This is a genomic window from Alteromonas sp. ISO5, from assembly GCF_058105165.1.
In genome coordinates, this window is sequence record NZ_CM176572.1 from 463,506 (window position 1) to 481,238 (window position 17,733).

The following is a 17,733-nucleotide window of genomic DNA, read 5'->3' on the forward strand; positions in this document are numbered from 1 at the left end:
CAATCTATAAGTCAGTCATTGTGTTAACGCTACAGGTTTTGTGAAGACAACACATAGGATATCGGTTGTAACGCTGTGGCATTTTTCACTTTAAGGTCATAAATAGGCAGTGCTACCGGGAACGGATATCCCAGTAACACTAAGGTGTTTTTAACTTTGCTCAATAGTACTCAAAACTCTTGGCTCCAATTTAGAGTGAAATAACGGCCAATTGGACTTGGGCCACGAAGGTAGCCTTCAGACCTATCATAAAACTTAGGTTCAGATCCCCAAGGATTATTAATGTTTAGACTAAAATTACCTAAATCTTCGGTTTTATAACCAATATGCATATAGTGTTTTGTGTAACTAGGCACCCAGCTTAAAGCAATGTCACGTGCATCATCAAATTGCTCTGGATCAGTTAAGTCAAGTCCGGCATAAGAGGTGTTTTCATCATATCCGTTGTATGTTTCATCACCTGTGAATATTCTGTAACTGGCATTCCAATTATCTTTTTTCCAATACAACTTTAAAGATTGTTTGTTAGGTATCCAGCTGTAACGGCCTTTCTCAGGTGTCCAGTCAGAGGTCTCGCCAAATTTAGAACGTCCTTCCAACATATGTGACCAAGAGTATTTAATTGTAAATTTACCAAATGATGTAGCTGGAAAAGCATACTCTAATTCTAAATCAGTACCCGAGTACTCACGAACTCCAATATTAAGTGGAATGCTGTTGTACCATTCAACTATATTAGTTTCCGGATTTCGTCGAATTAAATTAGCGTATTTCTCACCATTACTTAATGCATTTTCTATAAAGATAGTATTGGTGGAGCGGTAGGGGTCGTCCTTAATTTCCACATCCCAATAATCAAATGTGACATTAAAACCTTTGAACGATTCTGGGGTCCATACTAAACCTAAATTGATCGAGTCAGATGTTTCCGGTTTTAGATCTGGGTTAGCACCTGTTTGATAACTAAAATCATCGGGGGTAGCGGTTTCTACTTTTTCACCAAAACTTTGGCATAAGGCATATTCTTGCCAGTTTCCGCCAGCACATGGGTCGTACATAAAGTTTGCCGTTGGATTATCTGTATAAATGTTTCCTCGATGTAAATCCCACAAAGTAGGTGCTCTAAAGCCCTGGGCATAATTCAGGCGCAATAATAAATCATCAATGGGTTTATAAAAGACATTAACTGAAGGTACAATTTTGTCGCCAGCATCATCATATTTAGAGTAACGTCCAGCAAGTTCAATACTTAAATGTTTCGCCATGTTGGCATCCGTCAACAACGGAATGCTCATTTCAGCGTAAAGTTCAGACACTGTGCGTTTAGGCGGTATTACATCTTCACGTTTTGAAAAGCCAGAAAGGTTATATTCAGCACGCGTTTCGTCAAATATACGTGATACTTGTTCAGTGCGATACTCTGCACCCAGAGCCAGTTGTACTATACCTGCGGGTAAATCGATTACTTCACCGACTGCATTGAGCATTAATGTGTTGGTTTCACCCTCACTGATATCAAATAAATTATCTACCGTATAGGGTTCTAATAACATATCTTCAGTATCAACAAAGACGTTGAGGGGTTCACAGCCTTCTGTTGCCATACAAATAGTAGGGTCACCAACGGCTATCGCAAGAGTATCTAGGTTGATTTGTGGGGCATAGACATGTTCTGCTTTTATTTTGCTATGTACCAAATCGGCAGTCCATTCCCATGTATCAGTATTGGTAAAGCTACCATTCAAACCCAAGCGCACATGCAATGGTGTAGTATCCGTTGTGGTATTACGATCACTAAGGCGACGACGCATATATACCCAACGTTCGAATGGGTTGCCCGGCGCATCGGCATGGACTTTCATACGATCAACCCATGCCGGTGCTTGTTGCGTATAATTTTCGCTTTTTGAAGCTAATATTTGAAAAGTTGCTTCTATGTCTTCAGTAATATTGTAGTAGCCGTTTAAGACTAAATTAAACTCTGTTCGATCTGAACCATCTAGCTCGTCGTTAAAAAAGTTATAACCGTACAATGCATTGTATTTTTCGGTTGCGTCGGCTCTTGCATCCACCCAATACAAATGGTCACCAACTACTTCATTGTAATCATTAGCGAGATCGCTACCGTCAGTACCTTTAATGCGATTAAAGTAATGATAGGTACTACCGCCATTGCTATTATCGTAAAACGAATAAGTACCTTCTGGGGTAACCTCACTACTCCAGTTTGTGCCATGGAATTTTCCATCAACGATATCCATAGAATGATCGGGATGATAAAAGTCACGGTCTCCACGCCAGTAACTTTCAATCTTTTCAAATTCTAAACCTACGGTAAAACCGCCTTCTTTGAATGATTTACCACCCACAATACTGAACTTGTTACGTGGCGCATCGCCTTCACCACTAATTGCAGTAGTAGCCCGAACTTTAATTCCATCGTAATGCTTAAGTAATTTGTAATTAATAACACCTGCAATAGCATCAGAACCATAGATAGCTGAAGACGCTCCTTTTGCTATTTCAACACGTTCAATCATTCCTGATGGAATCATTGATAAATCAGCAATACCGGTGGTGTCACCACCTGCCATTCGCACACCATCGAGTAGGTGCAATGTGCGGCTATAACCTAAACCACGAATTTGTACGTTCTGCCGACCGATATTATTAGGTTGATTGTTGTGGATCGAAAATTGTTCGCCATTAAAAGCAGTCATATCGATAAAAATATCAGCTATAGAAGAGAGTCCACTGTTTGTAATTTCAGTAGAGGTAACAGTTGCTAATGGCAGTGCTGAAGTCAAACCAGGACGCAATAAGCGAGAACCCGTGATGACTATTTGTTCAACGTCTTCTTTTTTTTCTTTAATTTCAGTGGATTCAATTTTCTTTTCTATGGATGTTACCTCCTGTGCACTCAATGCAGGGGCACACAACATAGCAATTATCGAAGCTAATAGTGTTTTTTGTGTGGTCATATTTTGTTCCCAGTTTTATAGTTACCATTTGTTTTTCGATTTTGTTATTTTTTTATCGATACAGATAAGCTAAAGCGTTTTAGCTGAAGGTAAATACGGTATAGCGAAGGATGTGCCAAGTTCACTTAATTTATTTAAACAATTGAAAATATTACACAAAATATTATTTTTGATGTATGGAAACTTGACGGGATAGGTATTATTCTTCTTGTAAAAAGGTGTTTAAGAATAATTTTACTTATTACAGCCTATGCCAGAAAACACCATTATCAATCCCGAATTCAGATGATAAGTGCACCACGCATGATTAAATGGCGATAAGGGATCAACTACCTGTTGGTGATACTCTGAAATCGCCAAAAAACAAGCGTAGTTACCATGAGTTACAAGCAGTTGATCGAGGGACTACGAGATTAGATCGAAGCCTACTTAATTGTTTTACTATCTATCCAGAACGTGACTATGCCAATAATCTATTTCGTGGTCTAAACCAGGCAAATGGCACAAAGTTAAATTTAGGCAACAACGCCCCCAATAATGCAAACGCAAACAGTAATAGGGTGCCAGGTGCTGGCACAGCCTTAACGAGGACATTTCCTTCGGTTGTATCTAGTATGATGGTGTTACCTAAGCCGTCAGTGAAATCCAAATAAGTAAATCCGTAAGTAGCCGCGCCTATATTCATCGCGTCAAAGGTAAGTGAGGCTAGCGTAAAAGTGTCGGGTTGCAAGGAGAAATCACCAAGAAAAGACAGCTCACTCAAGTTGATAGTTCCAGGCATAGTTTCGCCCATACTCCAGTCTTGCTGACCAAAGAATGAGTCTGTTAGTGCCGAACCGAGAGAGTAGGATGAGAACTCTACCAGTGAATCATCGTAACTTAAGTCTAGGTCAAAGGCTCCCAGATCTATGCTTTCAAAACCTGATACAACAAGATCTATATTAAAGGTTTCTCCGACATTCACCGAGTCTGGTCCTACAACGCTAATAACAGCAGCATTTGCTTGCATTGCCATGGTGCTTGCAACAACAGCAGTAGCCATGCGAATGATCATTTTACGATATATACTCATGTTTATTTCTCTATCTATATGATTAGTTAAGTGCCGGAAGACCGGCTAGTATTTACTATTGCTCTAAGATTACTTAGCTTGACGCAGTTGCATCACTAGGAGTCGAGCATCTGCGGTTGATATAACACCATCGCCGTCCATGTCACATGCTTGGCATGCCTGAGCTTCCTGGCGTAAAAATTGGCGCATTGCCAGAGTGTCAGCAAACTCTACGACACCATTGCCATCGGCATCGCCAAGGAGAGGTTCGCTTGCACTGTCTTTGCTCAGTGAGAACTCGTCGAGGACGTTACCTTCTATGTCGTATGAACGGTATTGCAAATTCCCCTTGTCGATATCTATCACTTGATAAGTCGAAACGTTAGCGGTCATTACCGCAGGCTCAACACCATATTTCTCCACAAAGCCGCCAACCGAGGAATACTTGCCTCCTGCATTGGCGACCAAATAAATGGTTCCTTCTCCTTGCGGAACCACTTGGCCATTATTCATTGGATACGTGCGCAAATAACCGTGGGTGTGCCCCTGCAGCATCAGGTCAACGCCATGGCGATCAAGTACCGGCATAAACGCTGCACGCAAAACCGGCTCATCCTGAGTAGGTCGCGATCCGTAAATCGGCTGGTGAATACCTACGAATTTCCAGGTGGCATCAGTTTCAGATAACTTCCGATCCAACCAATCAACCTGTTTCTGTAGTTCTTCCTCGCCTTTCAGGTTTCCATCAACAGCTGCAAAAAATACGTTGCCATACTCAAAACTGTAAACCTTCTCCTCCATCCCTACGGGGCCGTCCATTGGCAACTCAAAATGATCCAGAAATAACTTCGGAGGCAGCCCATTGTATTCATGGTTGCCGAGCACAGGCACAATAGGTGTTTCAGAATAAAAGCCCTCTGCGGCATGGAAAAAAGCATCCCAATCATCACGCTGTTGACCACGGTCAACCATGTCACCTGCCATAACCGCAAAACGAGCATCAGGATGCTTCGCATGTGCCTCTGCTGCGAGTAAACGCCAACCTTCAAAGCCCCTTTGAACATCTCCCATGTACATAAATGAGAATTTATCGGTGTCTCTTACTTCTGGTTTGTCGGTGGTGAACTCTTGTGGCTGGCTCCAGTTATCAGGCTGACCATTACCGACGACATAGACATAAGTCGTATCTGGTTTTAAACCGTTTAGATTTACTGTGTGGCGATGAACTTCAGGATCGTTACCTGGCTCTGGGCGCAGATCTAACAGACCCCCAGGGTAATCATCAATAGAGTCATATTGCTCTAAAATTTTGTGGCGAGGAGAATCTATCACTACCGGCCCTCTTGATATTGCCGATTGGTAGTTGTCGTACCGTCCAAACCCTTCAAAAAGTGCTTTTTCCTGGTACAACACTTGGGCGGCACTCTCTTCAGTTGAGGTCCGCCATTGCACCACAACCGATTCGGTTGGATCTTCTCCCAAAGTCAACACGATCTGATCAGGTTCAACTGTCGACGGCCAGTCGGTGAGGCGATTAAAATTGACCAGTTGCGAGTCGTTACGGCGAACCCGAAGTAATTGCACTAAGGTCTGTCCTCGCATTTCTTCGGGAACAGCTTCGAAATAGCGACTGGGCTCATCAGCCCATGCTGGAGTATCAACTGCCAAAGTGCTCAAGCCATAAGACGGATGGTACAGATTGGTGATTGCCAGTGTTTCTGCATCGGTTGCTTTTAGTGGTGCAACCGAAATTGCATAGGACTCATTACTACCACTAGGCTCAAGTTCATTGACGCCCAAGCCAATCTCGCCGGGCTGAAAAACTGCTTGCCAAACTTCCCAGTCTCTCTCATAGCGTATTTTCACGGTTAAATCGGTCTTTTCAAACCCTAGATCCTCAAGCCAAAAAAGATCTGTCGCGTGACCTTCACGCATTACCGATACTACAACGGGAACGTTTACATCAAAGCGGACAAAACCCGTGCCCAGCAAATGCCTTTCTTCAGGGGAGATATTCTCCAACACACTGTTGGTATCCATTTTGCCCAGCTCTTCCATGGTATATTCATCCAAAAAACGCTCTTGGATGTGAAACACTACATCCCTTACAGAACCGTCCGATGATGCGGCCCAAGTGGTCAATGGTAGCAATAGTGCTGACAAGCACACTGCTTTTTTTATATTACTCGCATGTAAACGCATTTCTGATTTTCTCCGATTTCAACAAGGTAGGGTATTGGGTTTTACTAGGGGAGATACGAATAAGTCTATAGCCACTTCGCGAGTCCTGAAGTATGCAGTTGCAAGGCAGGATTCGCAGGGAACGGCAGTCGTCCTTGCCCTGAAGCACAACGCCGCAAGTTTGTACTTCAGAGCACGCCCGGCGGGGTTTACAGCCAAGCACCTACTCGTCGTTGGTCTTTTTTGACTTAACCCGTTAGACCTGCAAAAGACTGCCTTGATTAGTCACTTGGCTGTAAGCCTGAGCGACCATAGACTTATTCGCACCTTCCCTAGAGCTGAAGTAAATTAGAATATAGATATGACATTATAATTAATGATATGTGACAGATAATGAAGCAATCTTTAAGAGCAAATGAAGTAATCTTTAAGAGCATGAAATCAGAAAATACAGGGTAATGTTACACTTTTAATATGAAAGCAATAGCGCTGAAAAATTACTTACGATAGAGGAGTTTAAACAATATTTTTTGTTGATAAAAATATAAAGTCTATAGGGAATGGTGTCGTGGATTTTAATAATTACACAGAAATAGGTAGATTAATTGGTGATTATATGAAAATTATTGAGCTAAATGTAAAGGTTGATTTTTTATTGATTTTTCAAATTCATTGCTCAACGCAAAAATAAAGCTCTCTCTGTGCAAACTTGCGTAATGATCAACTGCTTTCAATCAACTTACTAACCACCGCCTTTTTATGCTCTTCTGGATAATGTCTTACTCATACCTAACTTCCGCACCCTGCCTGATACTATGAAAACTGAGGCGATAACTATCCTGACACAGGGGGTTGACCAAGGGCTCTAAAGCATAAATGGGGGAGTCGTATTCATTATTGGGCTGAGGTTTTACTCAATATGAAGAAAACAAAGTTACGCGTAATATCTCTTCTCAACTATTCAATAAATTCTCTGCATGCCATTTCTCTATATTGAACCTTGAATAAGGCAGACAGTCTGAAGACTATCTTTATGATATTTCTGATAAATATCAATGCCGTTGAATTGCCCTCTAAGAAAGGTCACTCATCTGACTTTCTTTCGCTTGAAAGGAACTCATATTTCACATAAACCAATGAAAAAACCAGACCTAAGCAAAGCAACAGGCCACTAATAACATCAAATGGTGCAACTCTTATGGCATAAATAACCTGAAAAGCGATAAAAACTATGAAATATATAACTTCTTTTTTCATAGCTATTCTAACGCCGCTGACGCTTGGGCGAATGCCAAAAGTGCGCCAGCAATAACTATAGCTCCTCCTCCGGTAGCAACTACCCACCCGGATCCCTCTGAATATTCAATTCCGCCATTAACTAAATCTAATTCATCGACTGTAAGCTCTCGCGAATTCAACTCCGAAGTGCACCACTCGCTAAATTAGGCAGCCTTGCGTGATTCATTGAATATCGCGACAGGTTGCCTGAAGCCGAGACACTTTCTCGGCCTGGCATTTAATGCCCGTTCAATCTCAGTAATTTGCTTGTCCGTTACTGTCCGCAAATCGGTGCCTTTACGTATGTATTGGCGAAGCAAACCGTTAAAGTTTTCATTCAGTCCGCGCTCCCAGGAAGAATAAGGGTTCGCGAAGTAAATATCCGTTTTAAGCTTCTCTGCGACCAGCTCGTGGTCACAGAATTCGCTGCCGTTGTCCGCCGTGATAGTTCGGACATGACTGCGATATTTCCACAACATGCCAACCATGGCACGGGCCACATCGGCTGCACTTTTCGCTGGCACTTTGCGTATCAGATACAGCTTACTTTTACGCTCTACCAGGCTGACAATTGCGCCAGTACCTTGCTTCCCCAGAACTGTGTCAGCTTCCCAGTCACCGAAGCGTTTTTTCTTGTCCACGATAGCTGGACGTTGCTCTATCCCAACGCGATTCGGGATAATCACACGCTTCGCGCGGCTACCATTACGGTATCTTCGGTGGCTCTGACGTAGCTGTTTATACAATTTACCGCCGCGTAATTTATCACGCTGGACGTAGCCATAAATCCATTCGTGACTGACGTGATGACCGATGATTTTACCTACACCAGTAATCTGCTCAGGGCTCCACTTTTCGTTAAGCCCGAACTCAACAAAGGTAATCGTCAGTTCAGATATCCTGTACTTTGCGGCCTGACAACGCCGTTTTAATGCCTTGGCCTGAGCGACTTCCGGTAGGTAATGGCTATCTCGAATTCGATTGCGCTTAACTTCACGACTAATGGTGCTGTGACTTACACTCAGACGCTTTCCAATCTTCCGATAACTGAAACCCTCGCGTAAGTAGGCTTCGATCTGGTATCGTTGTCCCTCGATCAACTGCTTGTAACTCATGGTAATACTCTAATTGTTTGGCGACTTTAGAATACCACCAACAGGCAGTTGGTCGTCTGTCACCCTTTAACCATGAGTGGTGCACTTATTATCTGAATTCGGGCTTTCATAGTTGTGCTTTCCTTTGTTCATAAATGGATAGCTATTTGTCAGTAGTCAATCTACTCTGACAAATTTAGATTGCCGTAAGGCACCATTTATCACAACTGTCCTTCAAACTAGATATAAATCGCACACAAACCGTATGAAAAGCATTTTCAGAGTTTTTATAAACACTACAAGCAACTGAATATAAAAAGTTTTAATGTACGCTAACTTTAAAAATCCGCTGGTAGCAATACTGTGCCGTCCGAGCATCGGTCTAATCAAGCCCGACCTCTGGTGCATATTCCGGCCGGATCTGAAAGTGAAGCATCCGAATCAGTGATCTGGTGAGGCCAGAAACTGGGACTTAGCAGCACTGATAGCAATAACAAGTCGGCTTTCTTTGGTTCCGCAAACACATGGGACCGTTGCTGTTCGCTGGCAGGGAAAAGACTATTACGTGACCTTTCTTCACGCCAGGCTGAGCGGGCCGGGCTAAGAAAGTCAGGGCAAGGTGTAGAACGAGCGCACAAAGTGGCCGCGTCGTTAAGGCATATCAGTGAGTCCATTGTTACTGTCTAATCGAGGAGTACGCAGACCGACCAGGTAACGAGTCAGCAAACCAGCGTAACGGAAGACATAACCGCTCACTGGCAACCATCAGCAGTATCAGTAATAAAGCCAGTAACAATGCCGGCCAATTAGCCACTGATGCCACCTGCTAAACTGCAGTCGCCAGTCTGCGTGAAGTGAGTAACCAGATTACACTCTGACTGGTTACTCAATCTGGTTGACTAAAACTAGTACGGTACGATAAAGCTAGCTAATGCATTCCCACCCGCGCCAACCGGCGACGTATTCAACTCAATTTTATTTGGTAAGTGACTTAAGTTGTTCACCGACTTCGTTAGCACTTAACGGTTTTGACCAATGATACCCCTGGCCAAAATCACAGCCCATTTCCAGCAGTATTTGCCTGGTCGCTGCATCTTCTATTCCCTCGGCAACAGTGCTCATACCAAGGCTGCGGGCCATGGTGATCATGGCCTGCACCAGGGGTACATCATTGTCATCACTGGTAAGAGGATCAATAAATGAACGATCAATTTTAAGCGTGGAGGCATTGAACCGACGCAAGTAAGCTAAGTTTGAGTATCCCGAGCCAAAGTCATCGATGGCAATGGTAATGCCCATTTCCGTCAGAGCTGCCAACTGCGCAACAATACCGGATGAGTCATCAATAAACAGCGACTCTGTTAGCTCGATTTCAAGGGCTTCGGGTGGCAGATCTGACTGTTGTAAGGCACGCTCCACGTGGCTTTGTAGTAAACCATCTTTAAATTGCAACGCTGAGATATTCACCGCAACACGCAAGTCAGGTAGGCCACTTTGGCGCTGTCGGGCGCAAAACAGACAAGCCTCTTTTATTACCCAGCGTCCCAGGGTATTAATAACCCCAGCGGTCTCTGCCAAAGGAATAAAGATGTCCGGGCCAATCATGGCGCCATCTTTTTGTGGCCAGCGCAACAAAGCTTCTATCACTAACGGATGCTCTGAATTCAGGTCGACGATCGGCTGATAATGTAATTCAAATGCATTGTCACTCACCGCACTGCGTAACTTTTGTAACAACTTGAAGCGTTCTTCACTCAGCTCATCCTGCTCAGCCGAGTAAAAGCTGTAAGTATTACGTCCATCACTTTTTGCCTGATACATAGCAATATCGGCTTTACGGGAAAGATCTTTGAAGTGCTCGCCGTCTTTGGGCGCAATGGCAATACCGATTGAAGAAGAGATCACCACACGGTTTTGCAGCACCTCGAACTCTTTAGCGCATTCTGAAAGCAGACCGTTTACAAAATCTTTGAGCACATCGTTATTTTCACAGTTACCACCACAGGGCGTAAGCACCAAAAACTCATCGCCGCCGAATCGAATAAGGTGCTGTCCCTCACCAAGGCGGTCGCTGAGGCGCTGAGCAAGCTCTTCCAGCAGCACATCGCCGGCCACATGGCCAAGAGCATCGTTTACCGGTTTAAAGTTATCCAAATCCAGAAACAGCATGGCCAACTGAGTATTATTGCTTTTGCTCTGCGCCAGCATACGTTGAAACAGCAGTTCGCCGTGTAAGCGGTTAGGTAAATGGGTGAGTGGATCGTGGTGGGCAAGATGCTGAATTTGCGCACGACTGAGTTGCACTTTCTCGTTCTCATTTTGCAGCGATATCATCAACTGTTTGATATCGCTAACCAATACATAAACACCGAAGCCTGTGATTAAAAATATTATCTGTACAAATATCAGGTGCTCCCAGCTTACTCTGGGTGTACTGGGAATTATATAGCCCTGCAGGATAAGCCATACCAACACCGAGCATTGCACTAAAGTGAGCGTTATCAGCGTACTGAAAAGGCCCACTCCGCCTAATAGTGCTGCGAAGATAAGCAAACATGGATAGCCAATGATAGCAATGTCAAACAGGCCCGCGCCCACTAATGCCAGAGCAAATAACATAGCCGACATTGCGCTTAATAATACAAAGGATGATGCCTGGATTTTATGTTTGTAAGCCAGAAGAAATGCGGCCACCAATGAAATTAAACCCGTCAAAAAAATACTGACTGCAATCCCTCTGGCTATCAGTACTGATACCAACAACCCTAACGCACTGACGCCACAAATTTGTAATAACCGGTGTCGGCGCACCTGCGCCAACGCACCAACAGAATTAGCCTCGACGATTATGTCCGGTTTATTGTTACTATCCATCTGAATGGCCTGTGAATACTGAGATATCACTATAACATCAAGTATAGGAGGCCTCTATATTCAGTAAATAATGGGGTCAGAGTTAATTTTATTGCTGGTTCTCAAACGCCAGCGCCAGAGCCTCAGCCACGCGGATGCCGTCTATACCTGCCGACCAAATCCCACCGGCATAGCCTGCGCCCTCCCCTGCCGGGTACAAACCTTTGACATTGATACTTTGATAGTCTTTATCGCGTTTAATGCACACCGGTGAAGAGGTACGGGTTTCCACACCGGTCAGGGTACCATCGGCTTTAGCGAAGCCTTTAATCTGGCGGTCGAACGCCGGGATTGCCTCGCGAATAGCCTGGGTAACATAATCTGGCACCACTTTGCTCAGATCGGTTAAGGTAACGCCCGGTGTATAAGATGGGGTAACTTCTCCTAGCTCGGCGCTGGGTTTGCCAGCCAGAAAGTCGCCAATTAACTGTCCGGGGGCGTTGTAATTTTCGCCGCCGGCTTTAAATGCCAGTTCTTCAAGACGGCGCTGTAATTCAATGCCTGCCAGTGGATGGCCAGGATAATCCTGTTCCGGCGTAATTCCCACTACAATGGCGCTGTTCGCGTTGCGCTCGTGTCGGGAATACTGACTCATACCGTTAGTCACCACGCGGCCGGGTTCTGAAGCCGCCGCTACCACAGTACCGCCAGGGCACATACAGAAGCTGTATACGGTGCGGCCATTCTTACAGTGATGCACCAGTTTGTAATCTGCGGCGCCCAGGATAGGATTACCGGCGTTTTCACCAAACCGGCAGCGGTCAATCATACTCTGTTCATGTTCAATGCGAAATCCAATGGAAAATGGCTTGGCTTCGATGTAAACGCCTTGTTCATACAAGTTCTGAAAAGTATCCCGGGCACTGTGACCGAGAGCCAGAATGACCTGTTTACAAGCCAGATAATCGCCGTCAGATAAATGCAGGCCTTTCAGGGTGTACTGACCGTCCATCTCGTCCATATCCAGTTTTTCTACCCGTGTAGAGAAGCGAATTTCGCCGCCCAGGTCGATAATCTGCTGGCGCATTTTCTCTACCATGCTAACCAGTTTGAACGTGCCGATATGCGGCTTGCTAACGTACAGAATTTCCTCTGGCGCGCCGGCTTCAACAAACTCATGTAGTACTTTGCGGCCGTAATGCTTGCGGTCTTTTACCTGGCTGTATAGCTTGCCGTCAGAAAACGTGCCGGCACCACCTTCGCCATACTGCACGTTGGATTCCGGGTTCAGCGGCTGCTTTCGCCAGAAGCCAAAGGTATCTTTGGTGCGCTCGCGCACGGCTTTACCACGCTCCAGCACAATCGGTTTAAAGCCCATCTGTGCCAGGATCAGCGCTGCAAAGATCCCGCACGGGCCAAGTCCTACCACTACCGGGCGATGGGCCAGGTTTTCCGGAGCCTGGGCAACAAACTTGTAGGTCATATCCGGCGTCACGCGAACCTGGGTATCTTTGGCAAACTTAGCCAGTAAATCTGTCTCGCCGTTTACCTCTACGTCCACCGTGTAGATCAGCTGAATATCCCGGTTGTTGCGCGCATCGTAACCGCGTTTAAACACGTTAATGTTTAGCAGATCATCCGCGGCAATCGCCAGTTTACTGACAATCGCGGCAGCCAGTGCTGAATCATCGTGATCGAGGGGAAGTTTTATATCGGTTAAACGCAACATGAGGGAAGATCCTGGTTCGCCGGACAGCCTATCTGTCAGAGCGGCTATAGTTTAATGCAGTTGCAGGCAATCCGGTAGCCATTGTGGCCATTTGTCTTTAGATCAGGCTGCATAACCCTTATAATCGAAGATAAATTGATTCACTCGCCAAGCTATCATGACCTTTGTAGTGACCGACAACTGCGTAAAATGCAAATATACCGACTGTGTGGCCGTGTGCCCGGTAGACGCTTTTTTTGAGGGGCCGAACTTTCTGGCCATTGACCCGGCTATCTGCATTGATTGTGCGCTGTGCGTGCCAGAGTGTCCGGCCGAGGCCATTATCCAGGATACTGAGCTTACCGAAGAGCAAAAGCCGTACCTGGCCATTAACGCCGAACTCAGTCAGCAGTGGCCCAATATTACTGATGTGATTACGCCGCCTGAGGATGCAGACAGCTGGAACGGCGTGCCGGATAAACTACCGTTACTGGAACGCTGAAAAAAGTGATCAGGGCTGACTATCAGCCCTTAAAACCGGTGGCGACTAAATACACTTCCCGTGAACGGGGGCGGGACGCCGCAGGCTTTCTCACTACCACCTTGTTAAAGGATGAACGGACGTCTTTAACATATTCATCGTAGCCCACACCCTGAAACACTTTCGCACAAAAACTGCCGCCGGGCTGCAATACGTTTCTGGCCATGTCGAGCGCCAGTTCAACCAGGTACATCGAGGCATACTGATCAGTGGTTTTTACACCACTTTGATTAGGCGCCATATCTGAAACCACAACATCCACTTGATCATCGCCAAGAACCTGCAGAATTTGGTCGTATACGGCTTCGTCGGTGAAGTCGCCCTGAATAAAATCCACCCCGATAATGCTATCCATAGGCAGAATATCCGAAGCAATAACCCGACCGTTTTCACCCACTACGGGCGCGACGATCTGCGACCAGCCGCCAGGGGCTGAACCCAAATCCATCACCACGCTTCCGGGGCGAAATAGTTTGTCTTTTTCGTTGATTTCAATCAGCTTATAACTGGCCCGGGAACGATACCCGTCGGCTTGCGCCTTTTTTACATAGGGATCGTTAACGTGTTCTTCCATCCATTTTTTACTGGTTTTTGAGCGGGCCATATCTACTCTGCTGTGACTGGTGGGAAATCGGTGTTTATTGTAATCATGCCTAAGCCATTTGCAAAGGCAGCAGCGCTAACAAACTTTTCCAGGCCGCCTGACTTCATGGTTATTACAGGCTACAATGCGTTCTATTTTATCGTGCGCCTTTGTGGGCGCCTATTGCCTCTTTTGTATCCGGAACTGCCTGCACCATGAAATTAGACGACGTAAAGAAACTGCACCAGAAAAAGTACCGCTCGCAGTTTGGCTATTATCTGGTGGAAGGTGAGCACCTGATTCAGGAGCTGCAACGTTCGCCGCTGATGACTTTTCCCATTACGGTCTATGTTACCGATGCCTGGCAGGCTCGGGGCATTAGGCTGGATGAACGCTTTGAGATAGTCTCAGTTACCGATCGCCAGATGGCATCTCTCAGTGATACCAAAACGCCTCAGGGCGTCATAGCCAGAGTGCCGCTGCCTGCTAACGATATAAATGCGCCAGTAACCGCCAACGAGCGCTGTATTTATCTGCATGAAATCCAGGATCCCGGTAATCTGGGCACCATTTTACGCTCGCTGGCCTGGTTTGGCGGCTTTCGACTGTTGCTGAGCCCTAACAGTGTCGACCCGTTTAACTCCAAGGCAGTACGCGCCAGCATGGGCGCCATCTTTCATCTACCGGTTGAGCTGGACGTTTCATTAAGCCAACTACAATCCCGCTTTGCAAAGTTCGCGTACCTTGATCTTAATGGCACTGCGATAACAGATGAGCAGTTTGGGAATTACCCGTGTTATCTGTTTGGCAACGAAGCCAGAGGGGTGCCTGCCAAGGCTCTATCAGAAATGAATGCCGATGCATTTACCATTGCCGGCAACGGCAACATCGAATCATTGAATCTGGCCAGTGCCGTAGGCATTTGTGCTTTTCAGCTGGCACAAGCCGCAACGTAATTGCGGCTCCAGAAAGAAGACTGACTTTTTGCGGGAGTGGTTTACCTAACGCCGGCTTTTCTTCATACGGCGACTCTGCTCCTGACGCTTTTCTTCGCGTTTTTCTTTACGAGCCACTTTATCCGGGGTTAACGAGCCTTCTTTGAATTTTTGTTTGCGCCTGGCTTTGTCAGCCGCTTTTTTCTCGGCAGCGGCGGCCATCTCAATTTTTTCCTGCTCAATCATTTCGGGCGTTTCCAGGGTCAGCCGTCCCAGCTTACCCGCCTGTAATTCGGTTAACAGGATTTCGCAGATTTTATGCAGATTAACCCGGCCACCCGCCATGATGGCTCCCCGGCTTTTCGCCGCTGCTTCTAAAAACTCAAGCTCGGTATCGGGCAGTTCTTCCAGCCTGTAGCGCTCTTTCATTGCCTCCGGATACGCTTTAATTAAATAGTCTGCGGCAAAAAAGCCTACGTCATCGTATTCCATAGCGGTGTTCTTTACCGCTCCAGAAGATGCCAGCCGGTAAATAGAATTAGGGTTTTCCAGCTTTGGCCAAAGTACGCCCGGCGTGTCATACAGCACAATCCCGCCGCCCAGGTTAATCCGCTGCTGAGATTTGGTTACCGCCGGCTCGTTACCTGTTTTGGCAATCACCCGTTCAGCCAGAATGTTAATCAGGGTAGATTTTCCCACATTAGGAATACCGGTGATCATGGCATTGATCGACTTCACCGACGCGTGTTTCTGAGCACAAATCGTCTGGACTAATTTTATAATCTGCTTACTGTTAGTCGGGTTGTCGGTGGTAGTAGTGATGGTTTTCACACCGCGCTCACTTTCCAGATAAGCCTGCCACCGGGCGGTCAACTCCGGATCCGCCAAATCGTACTTATTGAGGATTTTAAGAACAGGTTTATCCCCTCTTATCTTGGCAATTTCCGGATTTTCGCTGGAATACGGGATCCGCGCATCGAGCACTTCTATCAGGATATCAACCTGACTTATCGATTCTTTTATTTCTTTAAGGGCTTTGTGCATATGCCCCGGAAACCACTGTAAGGCCACTAAGATCGTCCTGTTATCACTACGTTATGCGCAAGTTTACTGCATTTAAACCAGGAATGGGATTGATTGCTGGCGCAACGCTAGCATTAGGCCTGCCTGAAGCGTAAACAGAGCGGGCGCCTATATCGCTACCACGGGCCAAACCTGAGCGATTGACTAAGCGTCACTTTGTCTTTCAAGCTCTATGGCATACGCCACCAATTCGGCATTGGAGAGGTTAGCATCATAACTGTCTTTATCCTGAGCCAGAATTTTATCGATGAACTTCTCAACAATTTGCTGATGGCCTTCATCTAACAGGCGGTATTTATTGAGGAGTCTTGTCTCTGTGTCATTCATAGCCACGTTGTTCTTCCTCTAAAGTTTACTTACAGAAGGCTTTCGGACCTGCGGCGCTGACCGCATACAAGCGCAACAGCTTTACTGTGTATAGTAGACAGCAAGGGCAGAAATTGCCAATCAGTGGGGGGCGATGGCGAGCCCGAAGGGCTGCAACGGGCCGATTACAAAATGATACAGAGAAAAGGTTTCCGCTTCAGGGGACATTGCGTACCATTGGCCTGCATTTTTATAACAACGAGCAGATTACCGGCATGATAAAACCAATCCTTGCATTAAGCACTGCAGCCCTGTTCAGCCTGCAAGCCGCGGCAACCGTGGTTGAAATTCGCACTAACATGGGCAATATCAGCGTAAACCTCTTTGATGAGGAAACACCTGAAACTGTTGAGAACTTTCTTGAGTATGTAAACTCGGGGGCTTATGCCAACAATGTAGTTCATCGTCTGGAACCTGACTTTGTGGTTCAGGCCGGTGGTTTTACTTACAACAACACATTACCGCTGGACAATGTGGCAACCGGCACTTCGGTGGTTAATGAACCCGAACTGTCTAATGTGCGCGGCACTATTGCCATGGCCAAGCTAGCCAGCGATCCTGACAGCGCCACATCGCAGTGGTTTATTAACTTATCTGACAACAGTCAGAATCTGGATGTTCAGAATGGTGGCTTTACCGTATTCGGCCAGGTTATTGATGGCGGTATGGACGTTGTAGACGCTATCAGTGAGCTGCCACGCTTTAATTTAGGTGGCGCGGCTAATTCCATTCCACTACAGGATTTTACTAGCAACGATGCTACCAACGGCCGTGAACCGGACGGCGATAACTTTGTGTTAATTACCGATATTGTGGTTACCGACCCAGCTACGGTGACTAATCCGGACTTAAACCCCGTGCCAAACACTCTGATCGATAACGGCAGCGAGCCAACCCCTCCATCTGGTGGCGGCTCTTCGGGTGGTGCAATGCATCCGTTGGCGTTACTGATTATTGCCGTAACCACTATCGTGTTCCGGCGCAGAGTTAAGCGCTAACCGACTGATAAGTCTTCAGACCCTAAACTGGCCGATGTTTAATACAACAAAGCCGCTCAGTGGTGCGGCTTTGTTTGTTTA

The 17,733-nt window shown here is 46.0% G+C and carries 14 protein-coding genes; 3 read left to right on the plus strand and 11 right to left on the minus strand.

Going from position 1 to position 17,733, the window contains the following annotated elements; translation table 11 throughout:
- Nucleotides 1-29 precede the first annotated feature (29 nt).
- From AC2T0J_RS02035 to AC2T0J_RS02070, 8 genes are all read right to left on the minus strand, one after another.
- Nucleotides 30-164 (minus strand): hypothetical protein, encoded by a 135-nt coding sequence (locus AC2T0J_RS02035; RefSeq protein WP_489808538.1) that lies wholly within the window; start codon nucleotides 162-164, stop codon nucleotides 30-32.
- A 6-nt stretch (nucleotides 165-170) separates the two neighbouring features.
- Nucleotides 171-2,981 carry a TonB-dependent receptor plug domain-containing protein gene (locus tag AC2T0J_RS02040; RefSeq protein ID WP_489808539.1) on the minus strand — a complete coding sequence of 937 codons (2,811 nt, stop codon included), beginning with the start codon at nucleotides 2,979-2,981 and terminating at the stop codon, nucleotides 171-173.
- 460 nt (nucleotides 2,982-3,441) lie between these two features.
- A complete protein-coding gene (locus AC2T0J_RS02045; protein WP_489808540.1) occupies nucleotides 3,442-4,053 on the minus strand; it encodes a cohesin domain-containing protein in 612 nt (203 codons plus the stop codon).
- Between the two features lie 69 nt (nucleotides 4,054-4,122).
- A complete protein-coding gene (locus tag AC2T0J_RS02050; RefSeq protein ID WP_489808541.1) occupies nucleotides 4,123-6,105 on the minus strand; it encodes a metallophosphoesterase in 1,983 nt (660 codons plus the stop codon).
- Between the two features lie 1,191 nt (nucleotides 6,106-7,296).
- Entirely contained in the window at nucleotides 7,297-7,470 is a 174-nt protein-coding gene (locus AC2T0J_RS02055) for a hypothetical protein (protein WP_489808542.1), read from the minus strand.
- Nucleotides 7,471-7,655: 185 nt separating this feature from the next.
- Nucleotides 7,656-8,606 (minus strand): IS30 family transposase, encoded by a 951-nt coding sequence (locus AC2T0J_RS02060; RefSeq protein WP_489808543.1) that lies wholly within the window; start codon nucleotides 8,604-8,606, stop codon nucleotides 7,656-7,658.
- Between the two features lie 954 nt (nucleotides 8,607-9,560).
- Nucleotides 9,561-11,459 carry a putative bifunctional diguanylate cyclase/phosphodiesterase gene (locus AC2T0J_RS02065; RefSeq protein ID WP_489808544.1) on the minus strand — a complete coding sequence of 633 codons (1,899 nt, stop codon included), beginning with the start codon at nucleotides 11,457-11,459 and terminating at the stop codon, nucleotides 9,561-9,563.
- 88 nt (nucleotides 11,460-11,547) lie between these two features.
- A complete protein-coding gene (locus tag AC2T0J_RS02070; RefSeq protein ID WP_489808545.1) occupies nucleotides 11,548-13,167 on the minus strand; it encodes an NAD(P)/FAD-dependent oxidoreductase in 1,620 nt (539 codons plus the stop codon).
- A gap of 157 nt (nucleotides 13,168-13,324) precedes the next feature.
- On the opposite strand from AC2T0J_RS02070, the gene fdxA reads away from it, so the two are divergent.
- Nucleotides 13,325-13,648: a ferredoxin FdxA gene (gene fdxA, locus AC2T0J_RS02075; protein ID WP_489808546.1), complete on the plus strand. Its 324-nt coding sequence runs from the start codon at nucleotides 13,325-13,327 to the stop codon at nucleotides 13,646-13,648.
- A 22-nt stretch (nucleotides 13,649-13,670) separates the two neighbouring features.
- Here the strand turns inward: fdxA and rlmE are convergent, their stop codons facing one another.
- Nucleotides 13,671-14,291, minus strand: a complete 621-nt coding sequence (rlmE, locus tag AC2T0J_RS02080) for a 23S rRNA (uridine(2552)-2'-O)-methyltransferase RlmE (RefSeq protein WP_489808547.1) — start codon at nucleotides 14,289-14,291, stop codon at nucleotides 13,671-13,673.
- Between the two features lie 194 nt (nucleotides 14,292-14,485).
- Between rlmE and AC2T0J_RS02085 the strand changes: the two genes are divergently transcribed.
- A complete protein-coding gene (locus AC2T0J_RS02085) occupies nucleotides 14,486-15,226 on the plus strand; it encodes a TrmH family RNA methyltransferase (RefSeq protein WP_489808548.1) in 741 nt (246 codons plus the stop codon).
- A 45-nt stretch (nucleotides 15,227-15,271) separates the two neighbouring features.
- On the opposite strand, the gene ylqF is transcribed toward AC2T0J_RS02085, so the two are convergent.
- Together ylqF and AC2T0J_RS02095 are read right to left on the minus strand one after the other, a co-directional pair.
- Entirely contained in the window at nucleotides 15,272-16,276 is a 1,005-nt protein-coding gene (ylqF, locus tag AC2T0J_RS02090; protein WP_489808549.1) for a ribosome biogenesis GTPase YlqF, read from the minus strand.
- A gap of 156 nt (nucleotides 16,277-16,432) precedes the next feature.
- Nucleotides 16,433-16,615, minus strand: a complete 183-nt coding sequence (locus tag AC2T0J_RS02095; protein ID WP_489808550.1) for a hypothetical protein — start codon at nucleotides 16,613-16,615, stop codon at nucleotides 16,433-16,435.
- Nucleotides 16,616-16,869: 254 nt separating this feature from the next.
- On the opposite strand from AC2T0J_RS02095, the gene AC2T0J_RS02100 reads away from it, so the two are divergent.
- Nucleotides 16,870-17,652: a peptidylprolyl isomerase gene (locus AC2T0J_RS02100; RefSeq protein ID WP_489808551.1), complete on the plus strand. Its 783-nt coding sequence runs from the start codon at nucleotides 16,870-16,872 to the stop codon at nucleotides 17,650-17,652.
- Nucleotides 17,653-17,733: the final 81 nt, after the last annotated feature.

Coding starts and splice junctions, on each gene's coding strand:
- AC2T0J_RS02040 (WP_489808539.1), bottom strand. CDS start 2,981: ATGACCACACAAAAAACACTATTAGCTTCGATAATTGCTATGTTGTGT.
- AC2T0J_RS02045 (WP_489808540.1), bottom strand. CDS start 4,053: ATGAGTATATATCGTAAAATGATCATTCGCATGGCTACTGCTGTTGTT.
- AC2T0J_RS02055 (WP_489808542.1), bottom strand. CDS start 7,470: ATGAAAAAAGAAGTTATATATTTCATAGTTTTTATCGCTTTTCAGGTT.
- AC2T0J_RS02060 (WP_489808543.1), bottom strand. CDS start 8,606: ATGAGTTACAAGCAGTTGATCGAGGGACAACGATACCAGATCGAAGCC.
- AC2T0J_RS02065 (WP_489808544.1), bottom strand. CDS start 11,459: ATGGATAGTAACAATAAACCGGACATAATCGTCGAGGCTAATTCTGTT.
- AC2T0J_RS02070 (WP_489808545.1), bottom strand. CDS start 13,167: ATGTTGCGTTTAACCGATATAAAACTTCCCCTCGATCACGATGATTCA.
- fdxA (WP_489808546.1), top strand. CDS start 13,325: ATGACCTTTGTAGTGACCGACAACTGCGTAAAATGCAAATATACCGAC.
- rlmE (WP_489808547.1), bottom strand. CDS start 14,291: ATGGCCCGCTCAAAAACCAGTAAAAAATGGATGGAAGAACACGTTAAC.
- AC2T0J_RS02085 (WP_489808548.1), top strand. CDS start 14,486: ATGAAATTAGACGACGTAAAGAAACTGCACCAGAAAAAGTACCGCTCG.
- AC2T0J_RS02095 (WP_489808550.1), bottom strand. CDS start 16,615: ATGAATGACACAGAGACAAGACTCCTCAATAAATACCGCCTGTTAGAT.
- AC2T0J_RS02100 (WP_489808551.1), top strand. CDS start 16,870: ATGATAAAACCAATCCTTGCATTAAGCACTGCAGCCCTGTTCAGCCTG.